Here is a 24205-nt window from a genome sequence, read left to right as displayed (position 1 = left end):
ATGCAAAAAAACAAAGCAAAATGCAAAAACAAACATAAATGTGACAAAAGTGTTACTAATTAAACCAAAAGCAAACGATTAATTGAAGTGACGATACATAATGCTGAAGCTTGCATTACTATTTCATACTTTTTTCTGTGTAATATTTGTATACTCATACCACCTATATCACTTAATTATTTGAGCAATGAATTATCTAATCACCTTTTTTAAAGGAATGGCGATGGGTGCTGCAGACGTGGTTCCCGGCGTTTCAGGCGGTACCATTGCATTCATTACAGGTATTTACGATACCTTACTTGAAAGCATTCGACGTATTAATCCAGCACTTTTTTCTCTTTGGAAAAAAAATGGGACAAAAGCAGCCTTTCAACACATTAACGCCTTTTTCCTTCTTTCACTATTCGCTGGCATTTTCACCAGCATTGCTACTTTAGCTAAGCTGATTACTTGGCTGTTAGAAACACATCCGATTCCTATCTGGTCGTTTTTCTTTGGTTTAATTTTGGTTTCTGTCTACCATATTATTCGCCAGGTTGAACAGCGTGACTTCATCCGTTTCATTACTTTATGTATTGGTGTTGTATTTGCTTACAGCATTACGGTGTTAAAGCCACTTCATATGGAGCCTTCGACAATCAATATCGTTTTTGCGGGCGCTATTGCTATCTGTGCGATGATCCTGCCAGGCATTTCCGGTAGTTTCATTTTGTTACTTATAGGGATGTATGCACCTATTTTGGCAGCGGTTAAAGGTTTGCAAATAGACGTATTGCTCTTCTTCTTGAGCGGTTGTATCATTGGGCTTCTATCCTTCTCACACCTACTATCATGGTTACTCAAAAAGTTACGTGATTTTACCTTGATGTTCCTAACTGGCCTTATGATAGGCACCTTACCTAAGATTTGGCCTTGGAAAGAGACGATCACTTGGCGAACTAACTCCCACGGTGAACAGGTCCCGTTATTGCAGCATAACCTCACCCCAGCAGAGTTTGAGCAACTCACTGCTCAACCAGCACAATTAGGGGTAGCGATTATTATGATGCTTGCTGCTATTGGCCTTGTACTTAGCCTAGAAAGGTTTGCCAACAAGTAACCTCTGCTTATACCCAAGTAACGTCATGATACTTGGGTATAAGGCTAGAAATTGTTAAATTCGAACACTAATTGACCTTTAACTATTAGTATTCTCCATTTTTAGTGACAAATGAGTCAATTTATTAACAATATCTCTGATTCAATGTTTTTATATGTTACGATATAAAAATGTAAATATTGTAAGACGCTATCTCGATGAAAGTGTTACAACTTGCTGTCGTTGTCTTGATGCTTATCGCTGGGTACTTTGCTCCAAGTGCTAGGGAGAGTTTAACCTCTAAAACAGATGTCACCCCCCTAAACGCTTACTGCATGCTATCTACAACACCGTGTGTACAGCAAAATATTGTCATGATAAGCCATGCTGACTTCGCGACGCCTTTTAAGCCATTCAAAATTGAAGTTGAGTGGCCGAATACCACACAATCGCAACTTGTTCTTACATTAAGAGGCTATGACATGGAAATGGGAAAACCTCAGTTTACATTACACCGAACCCCTCAAAATACATTTGTAGGGGAAATTGTGCTGCCTATCTGCACACAAGACTCGATGATATGGATCGGTGAACTTTCTGACGGAAGTACGACCCTCCATCCTGCTATAACAATGAAAAAATAAGGAATTGGAATGAACCGTAAATGGGCCCTACTGCTTGTGGTGACTTTTGTTTTAGGTTTTGCCATCCAAGCATATATAACGGATAAGCCAGCCACCGAAGTGCAGCCAAAACAATCGATTTCAGAACCTAGTAGTGTATTAATGGGTGAAAACAATCAAGCCGTTGATATTTTTGATACTGATGATACTAGAATTCGTATTGTTTACTTCGGATTTACTCGCTGTCCAGATGTTTGCCCGACTTCCTTAGCCATGCTAGCTGGTGCACTGAACCAAATTAGTGAAGAACAACAAAAGTCCTTCCGACCAATTTTCATTTCACTGGATCCAGAACGCGATAATGCAGAAACGTCAGCACAATATGCCCATTACTTTCACCCGATGATTGAAGGCCTCTCTGCCCCCTTAGATATCACGACGCCTCTGGCGCATAAGTATGGTGTACTTTTTCGCAAAACGACTCTCGAAAACTCTGAATTAAAGTATACCCTTGACCATAGCTCATACTTCTACTTTCTAAAGCCAGACGGTACGCTTATAACAAAAGTACCGCATACCCTGACGCCAGCGCCAATCGTTGACGCCATTTCAAAATTGACTGCTAAAGGAAAACCTAATGAAAGCTAAAAACGTCGTCAAAGCCATCGCATTAAATGTTCTACTATTGAGTTCATTTGCTCATGCAAAAGCGGACATAACAGTACAAGACCCTTATGCTCGTGCAATGGCTCCTGGCGCTGCGACCAGTGCAGTTTTCGTCACATTTGCGAATGAAGGTAAAGAGAATATTGATATCGTAGCTGCTGAAACACCTGCGGCTGGCAAAGTAGAATTGCACGATGTCATCAAAGACGGAGATATGATGAAAATGCGTCAAGTCGATCATATCACTCTAGCTGCTGGAAGCAGCACAACGCTCAAGCCAGGCAGTTTACACATTATGCTTTTTGACTTAGTAAAACCACTTACAGAAGGTGAAACGATCGACGTTAACCTGACTTACAGCAACGGTGAAAAGCAAACTTTCAAAGCACCAGTGAAAAAAGTCATGGCTGGTATGAAGAAACATATGAATCATTAATATCACCATTAAAGTATCGATGCTCAAGCCTTCTGAAAGGCTTGAGCAGATAGCCTCATAGCTTATGCTGAAGAGCAACCTTTTCGCGCTTAATTAACTCTCCTCCCTAGTTTAGTCCCCTTACATTAAGCCTTAAGTATTAACCATTAAGAGCAAGCATCTTGAATTTACTTGGGTATAAATTACTTTTTCTGAAGAAAACCCTTTTCTAACAATGATTTATTTAACATTTTATTAAAATAACTAACAACTAAAACTAGACACAAAATATAAGCCAGTTAATATATGTGTTATTCAGCAAAATTATGGCTGATTTTATAAAAAAATAATTAAACATATCTTCTTCATATGAGTGACTAGCTCCTCTCACTCGGGGCTGATAACTCATAACGATGAAGAAAACTTATCATTTGATTGCAGGAATGAAGTATGCAAAACAACAGCCTTGTTGCGCGGTTTTTCCGTGGCAACCTTGTTTATCAAATTCTTATAGGTATTTTACTGGGAGCGATACTTGCAGTAGCCGCACCAGAAAGTGCTAAAGACATCGGTATCCTTGGAAGTCTCTTTGTTGGAGCCTTAAAGGCCATCGCACCAGTTTTAGTCTTTATTTTGGTTGCAGCCTCTATCGCTAACCAAAAGAAAAACCAGCATACTTACATGCGACCAATCGTTGTTCTTTATTTAGCTGGTACCTTTTTTGCTGCTCTGACCGCTGTTGCTCTTAGCTTCCTTTTCCCTACCACTCTAGAGTTTCATCAAGCAGCGTCTGGCGTAACACCACCTCAAGGCATTACTGAAGTACTAAAAACCTTACTGTTTAAGTTGGTCGATAACCCGGTGAATGCTTTAGTTGAAGCAAACTACATCGGCATTCTGGCTTGGGGGGTAGGCTTAGGTCTTGCTCTGCATCATGCTTCAGATACCACTAAAGCCGTTTTTGAAGATCTTAGCCATAGTGTTTCTCATATTGTACGCTTCATCATCCGACTCGCACCATTTGGTATTTTTGGCTTAGTAGCTTCAACCTTTGCAACAACAGGATTTAGTGCCCTAATAGATTATTTGCATCTATTAGGTGTTTTGGTCGGCTCAATGCTTGTCATTGCCTTGATTGTCAATCCTGCAATCGTATATTTCAAAACAGGGCAAGACCCTTATCCATTGATCTTCCGATGCTTACGTGAGAGTGGAGTCACTGCATTTTTCACACGTTCAAGTGCTGCCAACATCCCTGTAAATATGGCCCTATGTGAAAAGCTAGGCTTGGATGAAGACACGTACTCTGTTTCTATTCCACTGGGTGCCACAATTAACATGGGTGGTGCCGCAATTACGATCACGACTCTAACGCTCGCAGCTGTTCATACTCTAGGCATTGAAGTTGATATTATGACGGCTTTACTCCTGAGTCTTGTTGCTGCTGTCTCTGCTTGTGGCGCTTCGGGTGTGGCAGGTGGTTCATTATTGCTTATCCCAATGGCATGTAGCTTATTTGGTATTTCAAATGATATCGCAATGGAAATTGTTGCTGTTGGCTTTATTATCGGTGTCATTCAAGATTCTGCTGAAACCGCACTGAATAGTTCTACTGACGTAGTATTTACTGCTGCTGTTTGTCTGTCAGAACAACGAAAGAAAGCAAAAGAGCAAACGGTATCTGAAGCACAAGCCCTTGCTAAAGCGAAAATCGTAAAAGGTGAGGCCCAAACAATGGCTGAAAACGAGATACAGAAGCAGCCTAATGCACAAGAGAAAGAGCAGGATTAATCCAACCACTGCTCAATAAAAAAGGGAAGCGACCATCGCTTCCCTTTTTTATTCTACCTGATCCGTCCTAAATAAGGTTGACACTAACTAATCAGGAAATTGGAACGTGCCAATACACTTCATTTTAAATTAAAACTGAGGGGGCTTAGTCTGCTGGGGTTGCAGGAAAGTATGGGTAAAATCCAGAGCATCCTTTGACAAGGGCTTTTCTTCAAGCTTACTGCTGTTTTGTTGATCATTGATAGAAGTTAAATTCTCTTCAAAACTCTCAGGTGCGTTTGATTGAGACTCTTGCACACCGACCACTTCGCTAGGAGTAAAAGAAACTCGTTTGTAAATCTTATCTAAAGCTTTAATGATTGTATGAGGTTTTAACGCTCCAGAGCCAGTAACAAGCGCTTTTCCTGCAGAAAGTTTAGCCTCAAGGTCTCCCTCAATTCCTTTAATCGCAAGACGCCAGAAGTTAATCTGCTGCTTTAAAACAATATCATCACGCATTCGTTCACTCAGGCGGATCACTCCGTACATGCCTGTAACATTATCTAAGTGGGCCGCTTTTTTGTACCAATACAGAGCTTTACTTAAGTTACCTTTTTCCGCTTCTTTCGCTAAGTAAAGAATCGTTGGAACATGACCAGCTTCTGCTTTGAACACACGTTCTTGCTGGTCTTGCTCTTTAGCCTTTAAAATTGTATTTCGATAAGCGGTCTCACGTTGTATTTTCTCAGCAAATAAGCGTTTTTTAAGCATCAACAAAAAGATCATCCAAATGAAAAGCAAAAGCAGCATTAAAGACGTTGCAGTAACTCCAAGACTTAAACTACTCATATGATATATCAATGAATTTAAAAACCATAATCGTTCCCCAGTAATCACCACCTAATCCCAAGAATCTAGTCAAAAAATTGGGAATGAATAACGGTACGTTAAATAACACTAATTATTATTCAACATACAACTTATCCTTATAGCGGCCAATTAAACAAAACTTTAAGATAAAGTGACATAGTATTAAAGATATACTGAGCTTCGAACCAAGGACACCGTTTTCAGAAATACAAATAATTGTAAATAAGCCAAATACCCCTAAGCTGCTAAATCACGAAACCATTTACCTGAGTAAAATCGCCAAAAACTAACACTAAGCTTAAGTACCTCTTCAGCAACAACGATAGCATAAATAAGAATTGTATCTACTGATTGCGTGTTAAGATACCAAACAAGCGGAAGAGTAAATAACCATTGAAAAATAAAATCGCACCGTAAGCAAAAAGCCCCATCACCTCCTGCTCTAATAACGCCATTCATTAGTTGTATAGATAGGCTTTTAATAAAAATAACTAAAATCATAATATTAAAAAACATCTCTGAATCGCCACCTATTTCATTAAGGTTAAAAGAGGAAAAAATAATTCCTTTATAAAACAAAAGTAGACCCGAGATTAAACAAGAAATAATAAAAGAGCTAAATATTGAAATATAAGCATCTCTAACTACATGTTCCTTAGGCTGAGAAGGTAAAGACTTTCCGATTTCAATACCAGTTGATATGGACAAACCAATAGTAAAAGAGAGAACGAGGGCTTCAATAGGACTAAGAACCGATATTATATATAATATATCTGACCCTCGCGTTCCTATTAATATGTAAAAGGCACTGGCTCCAACAGCCCAGACAATACCAGAAGAGGATGATATAAAAGCCTGAGTCATGACGTTATTTTTTAATTTTCTATTCTCGTAAAAGCTATTAATCTGAAAATTAAATCTTTTTAAGCAAAAAAAACAAATCAAAAGTAATTCGACTATAGAACTTATAATTGTTCCGTAAGCTGCTCCTTTTACTCCTAAGCTAAACTTTGCGATAAGAACATAGCTAAAAAGAATGTTTATAATCACAGATACCATGGATATATATGATGGTGTTTTATAATCTCCTTTAATTCTAATAAGATTAGAAATTGTCGCCGTGATTGAAACAAGCAAAAGTGTTGGAGCTATCATATCTATATATAGAGAGGATAGATCGATTAAATTTTCATTTTCGGTTGTATAAGCAAGGATGTATTTTTTAATATAAAAAACAAAAACTACAATAAATATGGAAACACCAACGCCAAGTTTTATAGAGAATTTAGTGGCATAATTGATATGCTCATCATTCCCTGAATTTTGGGACATAACATAACCAGATCCAGTAGAAATACCTGATATAACAATAAATGCAACAAGCAGTATCTTAGAAGCAATACCAACTGCAGAAACACTTTCAGAACTAGATAAGGTTAATAGATAAGTATCTACAAAAGACTTAGACGATAAAATTAAATTTTGTAGAGCAATAGGGAAAGAAATTGAGTAAAAATATAATATTCTTTTGAGCATAGCAAGACCTAATGGGAAGCTATAATAAGCTTCCCATATTTTTATTAAATGGATATTTCTATATCATTTTTATAATTTCCATCCGATATGGAAAAGTCAATAAATGTATTTATATAGCCTATTTTTGAACCACAATCATAGCTTTTTCCAAGCATATAATAAGCACTGGATCTTTCGAGCTCTTTAATTGCATTGGTCAATTGTACTTCACCAGAAATATCCGGTCTAACATTACATAAATGACCCCAAATGTCTTCTGAAAAAATATAGCGACCAACTGCAGAATAATTTGAATTGATTTCGTTATTTTTAGGTTTTTCAACCATATTAGTAATGATACTTGAAATATCTGGTGAAAAACTATCTTTACTTTCAACATCAATAATACCATAAAGTGATACTTGATCCCATGGTACATCCTTAACCATTACTTTACTGATAGAATCTTGGTGAAACATATCCTTCATCCTTTTAAAAGATGTATTTAATGGTTTCAATAAAACGTCTGGTAGGGCCACAGCAAATGGATTATTTCCTATATAGGGATACGCACACAAGACTGCATTTCCTAAACCCAAGGGCTTATTCTGATAGATATATTCAAACGAAATATCTTTAAATTCAGGACTATTTTCAAAATAATCTTTTATACAGGTTTTATCTGGACTCAAAACAAACAAAATTTCTTTAAACCCAGATGCTATACATTCATTTACAACATAATCAATAGCTGGTTTATCTGTTACTGTAAGCATTTCTTTTGGAATACTTTTGCTAGCAGGTAACATTCTAGTTCCCCGACCAGCAGCAGGAATTACTACTTTCATAAAGACTCAAGAGTTTTAACGATTTTTGCAGGATTGCCCATAACAACCGAGTAAGCAGGAACATTACGTGTCACAACACTGTTCGTAGATACAATGGAATGCTCTCCAACAGTAACACCTTTAAGGATTGTTGCACCTTTACCTATCCAGGCATGTTTTTTTATCGTAATTGGCTTTGATAAAATACGTTCAGCTTCGTCACTCTCTCCACGACCAAGAAGGGGGTGTCCATCTGAATCCATAATAGTGACACCAGGACCAAATGTAACATTATCTTCAATAATAACGGATTCATAAGAAACAATGCACGTCCCTTGTAAAACAACATTATTACCAATAGAAATGATACCTGGCTTGTCATCATTAACTTTAACCGATGTCATTTTTACTTTGCTATTAGGAAATGCAAGTATATCTCGAGATTCAACATAGCAGCTCGAGCCAATGTTAAAAACTTGGTTAAATACATTTTGTTTTACATCAAGGTGGTCATATTTGGCGTCATAACACCAAGTAAGTGTTAAATCTGGCTCTCCACACACAGCACTATGCTCGCCAATCGAAGCATTAATTCCACTAAAATCACTAAAGTAAAAATTTTTGTATCCTGGCATTATATACTCTCTGCATTGACAAATATCGATTTATTCAATGAAAATATCTCATCTTCAATTGGCACATTATAAAAGTACGTTTGCCAAAGGTTGTATTTTTCATGTATTCTCATCGCAGCATTGTTGGCCTCAGCCGCTTTATCATCCACTTCTTTTTCATGTGGCCAATGAACAGAGCATAACTCTTTATCTATGAAAAACTTATTATTATTCATAAAGAGTCTTATGCCTAAATCAACATCTTCACCGCCCCATGAATTAAATGACTCATCGAATGCACCTGATTTAATCAGCTCGCTTCTTTCTGCAGAAACATGGCATGTCCAAAATAAGTCGAAAGGTGCAGGCCAAGATGAAATATTGTAGCCAAATTCATCATACAAGGTTTGTCGTATATCTAAAGCCTTTAGCTCTTTCATCATCGAGATGAGTTGCTCGGTGTTTTTACCATTTAAGTGAGGTTCAATTTCTTTAACTTTTTCATTTGTAATTTCAAAGCCATAGACATAACCGATACAAACAATAGGAAACTGAGAACGTTCATGGATTTCGATATGTTTCTCTACTGCATTTTTCTGAAGAAGTACTCCAGTATCAATAAATACAATATAGTCGCCCTCTGCAGCATATAGCCCTAAATTACGTGCTTTACCAGCACGGAACCCATCATCTTTCTGCCAAAAATATCTAATATTAAGTTTATCTTTAAATGAATCACAAACTTCTTTTGAATTATCGGAACCTCCATCATCAACTACAATGACTTCAAAGTCATTTACCGATTGGCAGACAAGTGATGACAATGTGTAATTTAGTAATTCACTTCTATTATAGGTTGGAATAACAATACTTAGTTTCATATTAAATTCTTTTATTTTATAGAGTAATAGTCATATAATTAGAGTTATCGCCATACATATTGATTTCATTAGATAATGACGTAGGCTTAAATTCTAATTTACTCCAAAAGTCAAAAGCCCCATCTATCGATACAATTGAGATAGATGAAAAATTTTCTCTTACGGATTTTTCTTTAAGGTAATTAAATAAAGTTTTAGCGAACCCCTGCTTCCTATTTTCTGCACATATAGATAGATCATGAATGTGAAGATTATCAGATTGATAACGTTTAGTTTCAGTGCTATTAATTTCTGGGAATGAATTTATTGGATATGGCAAGGCTATTATATAGCCACATACTTTACTATCTATTTCAATCACACAACTAGTATTTCTTGATACATTAACTTTTGACTCTAATGCAAATCTTTCTTCTTCAAGCTCTACACCGTATGATTGTCTTTGGATATCTAGTATATATTTCCAATCCTCTTTTTTTATTTCTCTTATTAGCATGTTATATCTTCATGTTAAGCTATTTTCTTATATCCATGAATATTTATAAAAATCGATTCTTTAACGAACTTATGAGTCAATGGTTCAAAACCATTAAATCCAAGTGTCGTATAGCTTGCAGAATAAGCACCACAGGATAATATCCAAACTGGATCACCTGGTTTCAAATCAACCGGAATATTAATTAAGCTTTTTTCAGAGTTAAATACGTCATCACTATCGCAAGTCGGCCCAGCAATAATAACACCAATGGTATCTTCTGTATTACGACTATTCGGAAATATAACAGGGTATGTTAATGCATCGGTTTCATAAAGCCCATTAAACTTACCACTATTCAAAAATAGCCAATTCTGCTTGTCGCCATTGGGTTGAACTCTTTCTGCCAATCTAACAACATGTGTTTTTATAACACCAAAATCTGCGACAAGATATCTACCTGGCTCCATAATAAAGTTTAATGAATACCCAATTGATTTTTGTAATCTGCACATCCCTGATTTAATAGCAACAATGATCTCATTAATAGGTGGATTAAGTTTATTACCAGATTTATCCAAATATCCTGAAGCAGGTAAGCCGCCACCTAAGTTAATATATTTCAGCTTGATTCCATCATCTTTAAGACGTCTTAATACAAACTCTAACTCTTCAAACACCTTATCCCAAGAACTTGGCTCCATTTGTTGTGAACCAATATGTAATGAGATACCAGCAGGCTGTAAGCCATTAGCTTTTGCTTCATTAAGAACTCGAATTGACTCCTCCAATGAACAACCAAACTTCTTACTTAACCCCCATACAGCACCTTTACCATCTGTAGCAATACGACAAAATACATTACTACCTGGGGCATGCTTTGCTATCGCGCGTGTATCATTAATACAATCAGTTGCAAAGTCACGAATACCCAAATTAAAAGCTGTTAAAATCTGAACATTCGACTTTATTGTATTACCGTAATGTATTTTTTCTACTTTCGTCCCAGTTTTCAAAGCTTGAATGATTTCATTAGGGCTCGCCGCATCAAAGCCAGCTCCCCTCGCTGAAAGTGCATTCAATACTGTGTCCAATGGGCAGGATTTAATTGCGAATCTAATATCTAAATTAGGTATTGCTTGCTGAAGTCTGTCATATTGATGTTCAATATTTTCTATATCAAAGACAATACAGTCTTCTTTTGTACTTTGAAGCACTTCTGCTTGTTTATTCGAGAGCATATCTGTTACTTAAATTAGTTATTTTAATTGTGAAGATGATATCAACCTTGACCATATTGAGACTAGGTGTAAAAAGTCCTTAAAGTCTTCTTTAACTTCTTGTACTAGTTCAACTTTTCTCATTTCTAATTCTTTAGCAAAGCTAAGGTATCGGCCACCAACATTCTTATATTCATCTATCAGAACATTCATTTTTTCGACACATATAGTAGGGTCTATCAATAAGCTTTTTTCAATAAGGTTTTCAATAACATTAGCTCTAGGTTCATAATTTTCATTCAAAATCGTATTACCTAATTTGTCCATATTCTCATATATTGAATAAAGATAAGGCATTGATATTAAAAACTTTGCAAATCTATACTGTGACTTAATGAACCCTGATTCTGTCTTCCTCACTGGTGTATAAAAATTTTCAATATGTCTATTATGAGATATTCCCGGCAATGTTGAGCTTTTAATCAAATGTAATAGAAAATAGTCTGAACCAGTGGTAACTTTCCCTGGTGGCAGTGGTACGTATTGATGAACTTTGTAAAATCCAACGTTACACATATCTATTCGCATGGGATCAGCACTTCCTAGAAATATCTCATCACCACTAAAGGGTGTAGTTCCTCCACCAGTAAATGAAATATCAACTAAGTTTCTTTTTTCTATGTCGGTTGTATTATCAGGAGCCCACAAACTAACTACATTATAATAGGCAGATGGTGAGAGTTCTTTCAGCTCACTTATATCAACTGACATTTCACCAATAAAAGAGCCCCCTGCCAAAGAAATAGGCATAACTTCTTGTTCTGAGCTCAATGTACAATGATTAACATAACTGATTACATCTTTAGCCTTTAAACCTAAAGCTGTCAGCTCACTCTTAATGGGAAATACATATTCGTTATTGTATTCTTGATAACGACTATCAGAGTCTCTTCTCAATAAGACGTCACAACCTAATATAGAACTGATTAGGAAAGCTCGGTTCGTACAAGCTCCATACGAAACGTCATCTGGATTCATTAGACGAAGCGCTCTCTCTGGCTCCTCTAACCTCGCTTTTTTTATTATGCCGCTAATAAGTTTTATTTGCTCATCTTCATTGAAGTATATTATTTTAATCTTGGAATTTTTCGCTATTTCATTAGCAACTTCTTCATTTTCTAATGCAACTTTTCTTGGTGATGTATCTAAAATTAGAAGTTTGACATTAATATCAAAGATACTCTTTGCATATTCGGCTTCTTTTAATAATAATTTGATCGTTTCTTTGCATTCTCGGTTTGTCGGAAGAGATAAACATACATTTCTCATTTATCCTTTCTCCAGCTTTTTAATCCAAGTAACTTTTCACCAAGTTGGTTTAAATTTGCTTTTCCATATCTTTCAGATTCATGTTTAACAGCATCACCGAGAAGAGTAGGATTCCAGTCTGGTGTTGAAAGTGTTTCCCATGAATGTACTCTTGACTTTCTTAATTCATAATTCTCTTCAAGCGCAGGGGACATAGATAAATACTGTACAGCTCTCACCCCACTATCTGAAAGATTCTCTTTTACTCCATGAGCAAGTAAGCCATTAAATATAAGCATGTCACCAGCTTCTAACTTAGGAATGATAATAGGGTAGTCCTCCTTATTAACCTTTGGACGTATAGGGTCTCTATCTTTCGGCTGAGTTTTTTTCCATTCATCAAAGCCTGAAAATAAACTCGGGCAGCATTGGAATCCACCCATAGTTTCATCACTATCATTAAGGGCAATAATTCCTTGGACTCTTTGTGGCATATTTTCTAAGCTGGTATCAATATCCCAGTGCAGGGTAATATCAAAACCTTCATCAGTTGGTTTAATAAGATTTCTAGAGCGATTGAACTTATTAGGAGGATTTAGGTTAACCCTATCTAAAGTTGTCCATAATTCCTCACAATCCCAGATATCAACGAATGCCTCGTATACTTTCTTACTTTGCCTACTATCCCATAGAAGTTGATGATGATAGACCTCTGCAAACCCGTATACGTAAAGATCACGGTCCAAGTCGCTTCGATATTCTCTTGTCGGATACCAAGTAGTTGGATCGTCTTTATCTAGGTTTTGAAAATTCCAAACCATATCCATTATATTATTTGCATGTTCTTGCGTAATGGCTTTTTTAATAATGACAAAACCATATTTCTGCCAATGTTCCCATTCATATTCACTCATTATTTTTAAGGGTAATTCTTTCTTCATCTTATGAAGTTTCTTATTTGTAAAATACGATTCTCCATCTTGACTTTCATATTTACCACAGAGCGAATTAAAAATTTTCTTAGGCATAAAATATTCCAGATTATTAATTATCTTTATCTGAATATTAATTTATAACTTATTTCGTTGAGCATTAACCCCAGCAAAGTGAAAGTTAACTTTTCGAGTATGTACACTTGACTTTGAAATAAACTGACAATTAGGAAAAAATTTGATGACAATTTAATTTTTTAGAGACTTAATACTCAGAATTGTTAAATCAAAGCCTAAAAAGACCTATAGCACAAGAACAAAAAAAACAACTCTGCAACAATTGTTGCAATAAAACATAGAATACAAATAAAAAATGTTAAATTGTGAAAAGATAAGTAATAAATAATATAAATATTTAAGATTATTCAATATTGCTGGAATTATCTTTTACTTCAAATTAACGTGAACTTTTTTTTTAAAAAAAATTATTGAACCAAAGAAATACACCCAACATATACAAGCGAAAAAATAGATAGGTAAAAAACATATTTAAATCAGATCCGTTAATGCAAAACCATCACTTAGATGAATAATTATGAAAATCCCCTAGCATAAATGAGATAAACTTTAACTACCCACATAAGGTTATGACAATAATTTGACATTATTTTTAAATGGTTAATTTAAAAACTTCTACTCAACTGGCAATATAAAAAACGATTGAGAATACAAATCGAGTAGAAGTCCGACAAAGTATATTGGGATGCCCTATCTATAGACTCTCTTTCCAAACTAGCTCGACAAACTCTGGATGATCAATATATGGGTTACGGTTACCTTGAAATAGATATACAGCCTGATTGCGCTCTCGTTCTTTGATACTTACTGGATCATTTTTATGCCAGCGTTTGAGAGTCTCTAATATCCAAGGTTCAAAAACCCGATCTATACTCCCATCAAGCACAGCATCGGAAACAATCGAGTTTTTTTCCCAACGATGAATCACATCTTGATATCTTGTCGCCATATAAAAATAAGCTCGAGCAAAATCACCTTTAAACTCATCAATTGGCTCAAAAACTAACCCATTAAAATTTGCATTGTCATTGCTAAAGCCCAGCTTAGAGCCATTTGTCGACACAAAAATACTCATATCAACTTCACCAAATGGCCAATTGCTTCGCTTACCATTTACATAACCATCGGATGCAAATATATGGTGGGCATCTGAATTCATTGGTTCAACCTTTCCACCAAACCAACTCTTTGGAAATGCATGCTCTCGGTTATAGCAATCACCTTCTTGGCGATATTGGCCACATTGATCAACTTTTGTACGGTACGTGACTCGCTCAACATCCGACGGTAATTCCGTATACATATCTAATATAGAGTAATCCTTTTCATAATAGCGATCGACATCGATGCTATTTATCAGTCTCCATATTGCCGAGTATCCACGAGTCTGATGGTGTTTGATGATGTGGTATAGCTCCGTTTTGAGCTCATAACCCCTTTTGTTATCTGTCGTTTGATAATATGGATTCAACGTCGATGTTGAGGAACCTTTTCCCAATACAAATTGCGTAACCTGCTTTGTATTGAACTCTTGGTCAGATATTAGCCGAAATGATTCAGACAATAAGAAATACGAACCATAGCCATTATTACAGCACATACCGTCATCATAACTGTCCATAATTGTGAACTGATACTCGCCATCATCTAAGCACATTTTTGTTTGGTAAAACTGAGAATTTAAGTAGTTCATACCTGAATACACAACTTCAGAGTATTTATTTTCTATTATCCAACTAGTCTCACCACCATGTTTTTCAGTCATAATATTAAGTATGATTCGATGAGAGTCACAGCCTTTAAGATCATTTTCTAATTCTGTTCCAAGAATATAAGGAGTAAAAAGATAAAGAAAAATATAGAGATAAGAAAGTAAGAATTGCATTGTTGATCCCAACGATTAATGAGTAGAGCATCCTTTTAATCACAAAAGGAATTTAACAACAATACAACATAAAACCCAAGCTATTAACATTTATTTTTTGCTACCTTAATTTATTTTTATGGCATCAGAGCAATAGATGTCTTTTCTTGAACAACGTCACAATATTTGATGGTAAACCTTCAAAGCGAGCACGATGAATCAAACCTTGAAATCATAGTCATACTTTTGAATTCCAGTAGTTGACCTAATTGAAACAAAGCTTTTTACTTATCATAAATCTGAATCCTCTAAGAACTGCTGATGACACTTTCACATTCTCGACCTTACCCTCTAGGCGCTACCTTAACCGACGACGGCTGTAACTTTGCTATTCATGCGCCAAATTGTAACGAGATAAAGCTCGCTATATTTAATGATAAAGGCGATTTCGTCCTATACGATCTACCCAGTGATTCTGCCGGAATTCGTCATACTTTTATCCCTGATATTAAAGCAGGTCAGAGATACAATTTCATTGTTAGTGATAAAGAGCAAACTTTTATGATTTCTGATCCATATGCAAAGTCACTAGATAAAGCGCTCTTTTATGAACCTCCTTTTAGTCCTGAAAAGAGTTTCGACCTGGCAAAATGTGTTGTTATCGATGATAATTTTGATTGGCAAAATACTACCCACCCTCGCATATCTATAGAAGAAATGGTTTTGTTTGAAGTCCATGTCAAAGGCTCGACTCAGCAACACCCACAGATTAATGTAAGTCACAGAGGCCATTACCTAGGTCTTGTTTCTCAAGAAATGCTTAATTTCTATAAAGCACAAAATATTAATACCCTTCAGCTTCTGCCTGTCGCAGCTTGTATGCATGAGCCACATTTGCTCAAAATGAAAAAAGTGAACTATTGGGGCTATAATCCATATCTATTTATGGCACCTGATCCAAGATATGCCCAATATGATGCGGTAAGTGAATTAAAAACTACAATTAGAGAACTGCATAGAAATGGTATTGAGGTAGTTCTAGATGTGGTTTATAACCATACTGCTGAGGGTGGTAGTGGACCCACAAACTTCAACTTAAAAATACTTGATCCACATTATTATCTTAAACACGGTGACAATTTTACAAATTTTACGGGTTGTGGGAATACAATTGATCTATCCTACCAGCCTTCCTTAAATTTAGTGATGGATACACTGCGCTACTGGGTAACTGAATTTAAGATCGATGGATTCAGATTTGATCTTGCCGCAACTCTTGGACGACAAGGTCAAGACTTCAACCAAAAAGCCGCTTTCTTTGCTGCTGTTGCACAAGATCCAATTTTGAGGGGAACAAAACTCATAGCTGAACCATGGGATATTGGTCCAAATGGTTACCAAGTCGGCAACTTTCCTATAGGATGGAATGAATGCAATGATAAATTACGTGACGTCACAAGAAGCTTTTGGCGTGGTGATCAAGGCTATCTTAAGGATTTCGCAACGAGACTCATGGGTTCAAGGGATATTTACAGTGCAGCCAACTGGCCACATAAGTTGACCGTAAACTACATTACGTACCATGACGGCTTCACACTGCAAGATTTAGTTTCTTATCAGCATAAGCACAATGAGGCTAATGGGGAAGAGAATCGAGACGGTCATGGTGATAATCGCTCCTGTAACTATGGTGTCGAAGGACCAACCACCGATACCAATATCATTTCGATCCGTGAAAAACAAAAGAGAAATCTTCTTGCCAGCTTATTATTTGCTTTCGGCATACCGCATATACTTTTAGCCGATGTATTATCCCATAGCCAAGGTGGTAACAATAATGCTTACTGCCAAGATAATAAAACCAGTTGGCTAGACTGGAACACTTCAATAGATAAACAATCTTTTAGAATATGGTTATCTCAGATGGTCGCTCAGCGACAACAATACATGGTCCCTTTTATACGCGCTTTTAGTGGCAAGAATAGAAATCAAAATCGCATTTTTTGGCGTAGTTTAGATGGAAGGTTAATGCGTCATGAAGATTGGAACCGGGTTAACTCTGTCTCTCTTCATCTAGGTATCGCTCAAAATGGACAAGAAATGCTGTATTTAATCAACCAAAGCAAAAAGTCTGTTCGTTTTACTCTCCCTACAGACCGTAACCAAAAATGGCAAATTCTGTGTGATACAAAACTCAGCAGAATCTGTTTAATCGATGCTGAAGGTGACATAATGGTATCACCAACATCAATAATTATTCTTCATTACCAAGTATAAACAGATTCAGTCCCTGTACTCAGAACAAATAAAATGGAAAAGCGATACTTCTATCACTTTTCCATCCGAGGCCTTTGTTATTTCACTATTGTTGAGCAATTTTTTCCGGTGGTTTGATTGAGCCTTGGTAAGAAAAGTCAAATTGAAGACCTTTCGACGTTACATCAAATGAAAAGTCTGTTACTAGCTGACTCTGAAGACTCATAATGATATCTTCAGGAATCGGCTCCCCTGTAATTTTTGCAGCAGACTCCATTACCTCTAAAACACGTGTAGTGTCTAAAGAAAAATCCATCAATCCATTTGCAGTAAGAGGTTGCTTCATGATTTCTTCGCTAACTTTCTCTGCATTTTTTCCATGATACAAAGCAAGGTGCCCATTGTTTAAACGAAGATAAATATCCATGTGTTTACCAATGTAAGGTTCAACAATCCCACCAATATTTACAGGTTTATTGTCTGGCTTAATGGTTACTTGTTGTAAATTTGGTGCCAATCCCTGTGCCACTTGAAGTAACTTGTTTGGGTCATCTGCTGCAACTGAAATGATGCCATCAACTTGACCCAATTCAGGACCATCCGGTCCGTTAGTATCAATATCAACACCAAACATCTCTAGGCCTATACCTTTTAGGCCTTGAACCATTCCAGAACCCATACTAACAGCTAGAGAAGGGTTATGCTGATTAATATTCTGCTGAGCTTGGGATAAAAAGCTACACTGGTAGCTCGGCATCGTCAAATCACTCCAGATTTCACCAACAGCAGATGCTAGTGCACCAGCATCAACACCGAGCGAAACACTAAACATACTCTTATCTGTTTGAGAATCACTCACTACTCCACGAATTGATTTAAGTGCATCAAGAATAGCTTGATTATTTGATTCAAAGATCATCCCTCCTTTCATGCTCGCTGTGCCTTTCTCAACAGCATATTGCGTGAAAGCAATCATTTGCGGCCAATTTTTAGCAATTTGAGAAAGTTCATTATGGCATTCAGGTGCACGAGCAGCTTCAAGTTCAGTAGCTAAATCTAAAGCCATTACTTGGCGAGCCATTTGATTGCCATCAGTTGAAGTTAGGCCTTCAACAATTTGGCGAAAATCAACAAACATGAATGAGTTATTATCTTCACCATATTTCTCTTGTAATTTTTCTAAACGATCAGTATCAGCAATACTTAGTTTAGGCGCCGTCAAGCCAAACGCAGTTTTTAAAGGGTTTTCAGAGCCAAGACTTGGGATATCCAATGTGATAGTTAAGATGTTATCTACTACAGCAACTGCTAAGTTAATTTCTTCATTGTCAGTGGTTGCCGGTATTAACGTGTAACGACGATATTCGACCGTTTCCAACTTGATCATTTCATGTTTGACATCAGAAAGCGCTTCTTGTTTATCCAATGTTTGCCAAAAAGCAGCAGGGGTTTCAAGTGGCAACTTATATACCGGAACTAAGCCTAATGTATACATGACAGGGTTGACTAGATCGCCTGTACCCAAAAATGATTTCAATGACTCTGAAGAAGTTGATGCTGACGTATATGCATCAACAAAATCGATGATAAATTTTTGACCCGGTGTCAATTCTTCTCCAATGAATAAATCGGCCATAGGTTGTTGACCTGTGTAACCAAAGGCATTCGCATACTCGTAGTGGTCAATTGGCTTTGTTAGGTATGAAAGTGCTAATGTATCTGCTGGTACTTGTGAGAGTAACAAGTTTGTTTCAGCACTCTTTTGATCTTGATTTTGGTACAAATAACCGACTCCTGCAGCTGCTGCACCAATAGAAATAGCTAATATAATTTTTTTCACGACCAACTCCGTTATTATGTTTGGCTCTAGCTGCTTAAAGCCAGTACCCCTATATCATCTCTGATCACTTCTATGTTTAAGTCATATGGCTAACTGACTTTCATGGCAGGTATCACTAACAATAATCCCTAAAATGATTTTCTAATCTAAGCAATTACACATCATAACATTCGATGAATACCTTTTGATTGTTCAGGATACCTTAGTATTAACTCCATCATGTAAGTATTTTCCAAACCAAGTGTAAAGATTATAAGAAAAAATGCGAACTTAATGAAAAAGTTAACTTACATTATTACCTATAATTCAGGGTAATTTCAAACGAAGGCCGTTTTCCTTCTTTAGCATCTTTCATCCAAAGAAAGTGATTTACTTGATCTAAATCACCATACTGACACCCATTCTGTAAAAGAATACTCACAAACACAAGTATACGCGAAGATGCATATTACTTGAACTTTCACTCTTTATTGAGGTTATAAATTCTAATGAAATTAATCACGACATTATTAACAGCAGCACTGACTGCATCTACTTTGATAGTACCTGTTCATGCTGATGATAAGTTTACTCTTGGGCGCACAATTTTGCTTGAGCACGGTAATCTGGCAGCAAAAATTCCTATGATAGTGTGCCGTAATACTAATGCTATCAAAATAAAAGCAGAGAAAAATTTAGAATTAAGAAAAGCGGTGGTGAAGTTTCAAAATGGTGAAGAACAAACAATCCACTTTCATCGTAACTTAAGAAAAGACAATACAACAGATTGGCGTTATTTTGGTTACCGTCGCTGCGTAAAAAATATTGATGTTTATGGTAATTCCAAAGGGTCAAAAGCTGGCGTTCGCGTTTATGGTAAAGAAAAGAATGGCTAACCATTAACTTATAAGCATTTACTTGAATTCAGCAGGCCCAACATGGAGTATTAAAATTTAAACCATTGATATAATTTGACTTAATGGCGGCTTAACTCGTCGCCCTCGATAAATAAAAACTCAGTCAATTTTAGCTAGGGCAGGCATAAATCGAGTTAAAACATTTTCATCATTGAGAGGTACTAGACTGAAACGGTCAGATGGATTTATCATCCTGAGAAATAAGAAAAAGCTCATACCCTGAAGTTCTTGGCTATGCTTTTATTAACAAGTATGACTTAAATGGAGAAGTGTACAAAGATCATAAATCAAAAATGATCAAGAGAGACTTCTTGCCTTTGAAGCAAAAGCTTTTAAACATGATAACAATAGTCAGTAGGCCACCCATGACAAAAACTACGCAAAAGCCAGAGTCTCGAACTCTTTTGAGTTTTCTTACAAATAGTCATCACTTAAAGTTTATTTGTGTTGTTATTTTTAGTCTTGTTGTCTCAGTCATTCTTAAGATAATCATAGATTCATACTACAGGTTTGTTGCTCCGGATAATGTTTATGGTCAATGGGTAGAAATAGATGCTCCATCTTTTCAATCAGAAAAGCTTACTCTCGGCCAAAACGGTGTCTTTCGTAATGGTAGACTTATTGCAACACAATTTGATTTTGATGGTGAATTCGTAACGATCAATCACAGTATAGGAGAATCCATTTACAAATTAGCAGGGACTTACGTATCACCTCAACTGCATCGGGTACACCCTCCCCTCCCCCAACAACGTTTTATTCTAAAGAAACTACAAGACGTCAAAAAAGACTAACCTCTCAATCCCAACCTTCAGAACCCATCGACACTAAGCAAACTGTTTAGTATGGATTAATTATACAAACTGTAGATACAGTAAATCATACCTACACTACTTTAATCACTATTTATATGTACTTATTTAATGCTTAAGCATCTGATAGATCGATGAATAAAGTTAGGTAATTTTAAAAACAAAAAATCTTTTTTCTAAAGCAAACAGACGCTCGATACATCAAAAGTAAAATCATCTACATTCTATTAACAATAAGTGAACCATAAATTCCAATCATGCTAGCTATTTATAGATAATTGGCTTAATACATCATTTTTATGCAATAAAATGTCGAGTTTATGCATTTTTTGGATATAGCTGTCTAATCTTGATTTATTTTTTTTTGAAAAAAAAAAAGTTTCTGAAATGCTAATTGTGATGATTTTGTTTTTTATGTAAACACATCGTAAATGTCACATTAAGGCAGATTGTGTCCCTTAAGTAACGGGCATGAACTAAGAGTTGAGAGAGAAGTTATGATTAGATTCAATCTATGTGCGGTAGGGATTACTCTAGCACTAACTGGAGCTGCCAATGCAGCACCAACAAAACCAAGTATTGATATGTATGGTTCCAATAACCTTCAATTTTCCAAGATTGATCTGGCAATGGAGACGACATCAGGCTATAACGATATGGTCACTTACCATGAGAAAGCAAAAATAAATATCAAGTTTAACCAATGGAGTGGTAAAACTGGCGATACTTATAATGTCTATTTTGATGGATCAAAAGTCGCAACAGGAGCAATAAAGGGAAGCCAAACCAGCGTTTCATTTGAATACCCGAGCGGCGGTCTTTACCAGTTAGAAATCGAAGCCTGTGACCAATCCGGTTGTTCAAAAAGTGCTCCACGGGAAATCACTATTGCTGATACAGACGGATCTCATTTGAAGCCATTGGACATGAATATTGATCCTAATAATAAAAGCTTCAATACTGACCCAAGTGTTGTGATGGGCACTTATTTTGTTGAGTGGGGAATTTATGGTCGTGATTACACTGTCGATAATCTGCCCGTTGATAACTTAACACATATTATTTACGGCTTTATACCTATTTGTGGCCCTAATGAATCATTAAAAGAAGTAGGCGGTAACAGTTTTAATGCTTTACAAACGGCATGTCGTGGTGTCAATGATTATGAAGTAGTAATTCATGATCCATGGGCTGCTTACCAAAAAAGCTTCAAACAGGCGGCTCATGAATACAATACACCAATTAAAGGTAACTATGCCATGTTGATGGCATTAAAACAGCGTAATCCTGATTTAAAGATTTTACCCTCTATTGGTGGTTGGACTTTATCTGATCCTTTCTATGATTTCGTTGACAAATCTAAGCGTGACATCTTTGTCGCTTCAGTGAAGAAATTCTTAAAGACATGGAAGTTCTATGACGGCGTCGATATTGATTGGGAATTCCCTGGGGGCGGTGGTGCTGCAACAGATAAAGGCGACCCAATCAATGATGGACCAGCTTATGTTGCTTTAATGCGCGAGTTACGAGTTATGCTCGATGATCTGGAGCGAGACACAGGAAGAACCTACGAACTTACTTCAGCTATCGGCGTCGGCTACGATAAAATTGAAGACGTAAACTATGCTGATGCTGTTCAGTATATGGATTACATTTTCGCCATGACTTACGACTTTTATGGTGGTTGGAGCAATGTTCCTGGGCATCAAACTGCTTTATATTGTGGTACTTTTATGCGCCCTGGTCAATGTGATGGTAGTGGTACAGACAAAAATGGTGAGAAATACAAAGGCCCAGCTTACACTTCGGATAACGGCATACAATTACTTCTCGCTCAAGGTGTGCCTGCTAATAAACTTGTGCTTGGCGCGGCCATGTATGGACGTGGTTGGGAGGGGGTAACACCAGACACATTAAGTGATCCAAATGACCCTATGACTGGTACGGCCACAGGTAAGCTAAAAGGCAGTGAAGCACAAGGTGTATGGGAAGATGGTGTGATTGATTATAAGGGCATTAAATCCTTTATGCTCGGGGATAATAATGTAGGGGTAAACGGTTATGAATATGGTTATGATGAACAAGCCGAAGCTCCATGGGTCTGGAACCGCTCAACAGGCCAACTTATCACTTTTGACGATCATCGCTCAATTCTTGCTAAAGGAAATTATGCTAAAACTTTAGGTCTTGCAGGGCTATTCTCTTGGGAAATTGACGCAGATAATGGTGATATTCTCAATGCAATGCATGAAAGTATGGCCGGTGGTGCCGTTCCCTCTCCTAATAGAAAACCAGTGGCAAGCGCTGGTGCAGACCAAACAATTACTGGCCCTATTCGCGTGATTTTAGATGGAAGCCGCTCAAGTGATAGTGATGGAACCATCGAAAGTTATATGTGGGAACAAGTGTCAGGCAATGCCGTCACTTTGGTCGATGCCAATAGTGCTACATCCGGCTTTGAAGCTGGCAAAGTAGTAACTGAAGAACAGTTTATTTTCAAACTAACCGTCACAGATAACCAAGGTGCAAAAGCTTCTGACCTTGTTACTGTAAGACTGACTCCAGAGGGACCCATTGATCCACCAAACACCCCACCAATTGCTCAGATTTCTGCACCTACAACAGTCAATGCTGGTGATGTCGTCATTATCGATGCATCTGCTTCGAGTGACACTGACAATGACTCACTCACCTTTACTTGGTCAGCCCCTTCAAACATTGTTGCGGAAGTTAATGGTGGAATCCTCACATTCATCGCAGAGGAATACGCACAGGACACCGTTCTTAATTTCACCGTCAGCGTAAGTGATGGTAAAACAACCTCTTCCGCGAGTGCAACAGTAGCAGTAAATAAACACAGCACAGGAGGTGGCACTTGCCAGAATGCATGGGAACAAAATGCAGTTTACAATGGTGGTGATCGGGTTACACACGCAGGACAAACATGGGAAGCTAAATGGTGGACTAAGGGTGATGACCCGACAAAATCCGGGAAATGGGGAGTTTGGAAGAATGTCGGCCCCGAAAACTGTAGGTGATTTAATTAGCATTAAGACTGTATTTTAAACCTTATTAAAAGGGCAGTACTTACTGCCCTTTCCTCAGGGGTATACATACGCATCAAAAACAAGAGGGCTCAAGAATTATGAGTGTAATTTTGGTCGATTTGTTATTTCCAATGGGTGATTTCACCATATAAAAAATCACCAATGTATCTTATATCAGTGTACCTGAATAGTTTGATGATTTTTAGCAAAGACTCAGA

Annotated in this window: 18 protein-coding genes and 2 pseudogenes; 9 read left to right on the top strand and 11 right to left on the bottom strand. The window is 36.9% G+C overall.

Features of this window, described 5'->3' with window-relative positions; genetic code table 11:
• The first annotated feature begins 187 nt into the window (after positions 1 to 187).
• From VSA01S_RS07070 to sstT, 5 genes and pseudogenes are all read left to right on the top strand, one after another.
• The gene (locus VSA01S_RS07070; protein WP_039980542.1) at positions 188 to 1099 is read left to right on the top strand and encodes a polyprenyl-phosphate transporter; all 912 of its coding nucleotides are present in this window, start codon (positions 188 to 190) and stop codon (positions 1097 to 1099) included.
• A gap of 197 nt (positions 1100 to 1296) precedes the next feature.
• Positions 1297 to 1722 carry a hypothetical protein gene (locus VSA01S_RS07065; RefSeq protein ID WP_039980543.1) on the top strand — a complete coding sequence of 142 codons (426 nt, stop codon included), beginning with the start codon at positions 1297 to 1299 and terminating at the stop codon, positions 1720 to 1722.
• Between the two features lie 9 nt (positions 1723 to 1731).
• Positions 1732 to 2349: an SCO family protein gene (locus tag VSA01S_RS07060; protein WP_021708366.1), complete on the top strand. Its 618-nt coding sequence runs from the start codon at positions 1732 to 1734 to the stop codon at positions 2347 to 2349.
• Entirely contained in the window at positions 2339 to 2803 is a 465-nt protein-coding gene (locus VSA01S_RS07055) for a copper chaperone PCu(A)C (protein ID WP_021708365.1), read from the top strand. The genes VSA01S_RS07060 and VSA01S_RS07055 overlap by 11 nt, the downstream gene beginning before the upstream one ends.
• A 429-nt stretch (positions 2804 to 3232) precedes the next feature.
• A pseudogene (gene sstT, locus VSA01S_RS07050) lies at positions 3233 to 4441 on the top strand (serine/threonine transporter SstT); the annotation flags it as partial.
• A gap of 501 nt (positions 4442 to 4942) precedes the next feature.
• Here the strand turns inward: sstT and VSA01S_RS07045 are convergent.
• The 10 genes and pseudogenes from VSA01S_RS07045 to VSA01S_RS07000 all read right to left on the bottom strand — a co-directional run.
• A pseudogene (locus VSA01S_RS07045) lies at positions 4943 to 5401 on the bottom strand (hypothetical protein); the annotation flags it as partial.
• 258 nt (positions 5402 to 5659) lie between these two features.
• Positions 5660 to 6958: an MATE family efflux transporter gene (locus tag VSA01S_RS07040; RefSeq protein ID WP_039980544.1), complete on the bottom strand. Its 1299-nt coding sequence runs from the start codon at positions 6956 to 6958 to the stop codon at positions 5660 to 5662.
• A gap of 44 nt (positions 6959 to 7002) precedes the next feature.
• Positions 7003 to 7785 carry a UTP--glucose-1-phosphate uridylyltransferase gene (locus tag VSA01S_RS07035; protein WP_039980545.1) on the bottom strand — a complete coding sequence of 261 codons (783 nt, stop codon included), beginning with the start codon at positions 7783 to 7785 and terminating at the stop codon, positions 7003 to 7005.
• Complete coding sequence (locus VSA01S_RS20540) at positions 7782 to 8027, bottom strand: acyltransferase (protein WP_371860773.1); 246 nt, start codon at positions 8025 to 8027, stop codon at positions 7782 to 7784. The genes VSA01S_RS07035 and VSA01S_RS20540 overlap by 4 nt, the downstream gene beginning before the upstream one ends.
• Positions 8028 to 8398: 371 nt before the next feature.
• On the bottom strand, positions 8399 to 9259 hold the full coding sequence (locus VSA01S_RS07025; protein WP_039980567.1) for a glycosyltransferase: 861 nt from the start codon (positions 9257 to 9259) through the stop codon (positions 8399 to 8401).
• 16 nt (positions 9260 to 9275) lie between these two features.
• Entirely contained in the window at positions 9276 to 9755 is a 480-nt protein-coding gene (locus VSA01S_RS07020) for a GNAT family N-acetyltransferase (RefSeq protein WP_039980546.1), read from the bottom strand.
• 14 nt (positions 9756 to 9769) lie between these two features.
• Positions 9770 to 10975, bottom strand: coding sequence for a type III PLP-dependent enzyme (locus tag VSA01S_RS07015; RefSeq protein WP_050567306.1), 1206 nt, complete (start codon positions 10973 to 10975; stop codon positions 9770 to 9772).
• A gap of 18 nt (positions 10976 to 10993) precedes the next feature.
• Positions 10994 to 12283 (bottom strand): DUF6271 family protein, encoded by a 1290-nt coding sequence (locus VSA01S_RS07010; RefSeq protein WP_039980547.1) that lies wholly within the window; start codon positions 12281 to 12283, stop codon positions 10994 to 10996.
• Positions 12280 to 13290 (bottom strand): phytanoyl-CoA dioxygenase family protein, encoded by a 1011-nt coding sequence (locus VSA01S_RS07005; RefSeq protein WP_050567307.1) that lies wholly within the window; start codon positions 13288 to 13290, stop codon positions 12280 to 12282. Before VSA01S_RS07005 ends, VSA01S_RS07010 begins: the two co-directional genes overlap by 4 nt.
• Before the next feature lie 676 nt (positions 13291 to 13966).
• On the bottom strand, positions 13967 to 15157 hold the full coding sequence (locus VSA01S_RS07000; protein ID WP_050567308.1) for an HNH endonuclease signature motif containing protein: 1191 nt from the start codon (positions 15155 to 15157) through the stop codon (positions 13967 to 13969).
• Between the two features lie 300 nt (positions 15158 to 15457).
• On the opposite strand from VSA01S_RS07000, the gene glgX reads away from it, so the two are divergent.
• On the top strand, positions 15458 to 17413 hold the full coding sequence (gene glgX, locus VSA01S_RS06995) for a glycogen debranching protein GlgX (RefSeq protein ID WP_039980548.1): 1956 nt from the start codon (positions 15458 to 15460) through the stop codon (positions 17411 to 17413).
• An 85-nt stretch (positions 17414 to 17498) separates the two neighbouring features.
• Here glgX and VSA01S_RS06990 read toward each other — a convergent pair whose 3' ends face one another.
• Positions 17499 to 19232, bottom strand: a complete 1734-nt coding sequence (locus VSA01S_RS06990; protein ID WP_039980549.1) for a hypothetical protein — start codon at positions 19230 to 19232, stop codon at positions 17499 to 17501.
• A 488-nt stretch (positions 19233 to 19720) separates the two neighbouring features.
• On the opposite strand from VSA01S_RS06990, the gene VSA01S_RS06985 reads away from it, so the two are divergent.
• The 3 genes from VSA01S_RS06985 to VSA01S_RS06975 all read left to right on the top strand — a co-directional run bounded on the left by VSA01S_RS06985 (position 19721) and on the right by VSA01S_RS06975 (position 23978).
• Positions 19721 to 20107: a DUF2541 family protein gene (locus VSA01S_RS06985; RefSeq protein ID WP_039980550.1), complete on the top strand. Its 387-nt coding sequence runs from the start codon at positions 19721 to 19723 to the stop codon at positions 20105 to 20107.
• A gap of 386 nt (positions 20108 to 20493) precedes the next feature.
• Positions 20494 to 20922, top strand: a complete 429-nt coding sequence (locus VSA01S_RS06980) for a DUF2850 domain-containing protein (RefSeq protein WP_158000767.1) — start codon at positions 20494 to 20496, stop codon at positions 20920 to 20922.
• 515 nt (positions 20923 to 21437) lie between these two features.
• Entirely contained in the window at positions 21438 to 23978 is a 2541-nt protein-coding gene (locus tag VSA01S_RS06975) for a glycosyl hydrolase family 18 protein (RefSeq protein WP_039980551.1), read from the top strand.
• The last annotated feature ends 227 nt before the right edge of the window (positions 23979 to 24205 follow it).

Source organism: Vibrio sagamiensis NBRC 104589 (assembly GCF_007990935.1).
Taxonomy (GTDB): domain Bacteria; phylum Pseudomonadota; class Gammaproteobacteria; order Enterobacterales; family Vibrionaceae; genus Vibrio; species Vibrio sagamiensis.
Note: the sequence above shows the minus strand (reverse complement) of the source record. Positions and strands in the feature narration are given on the sequence as shown.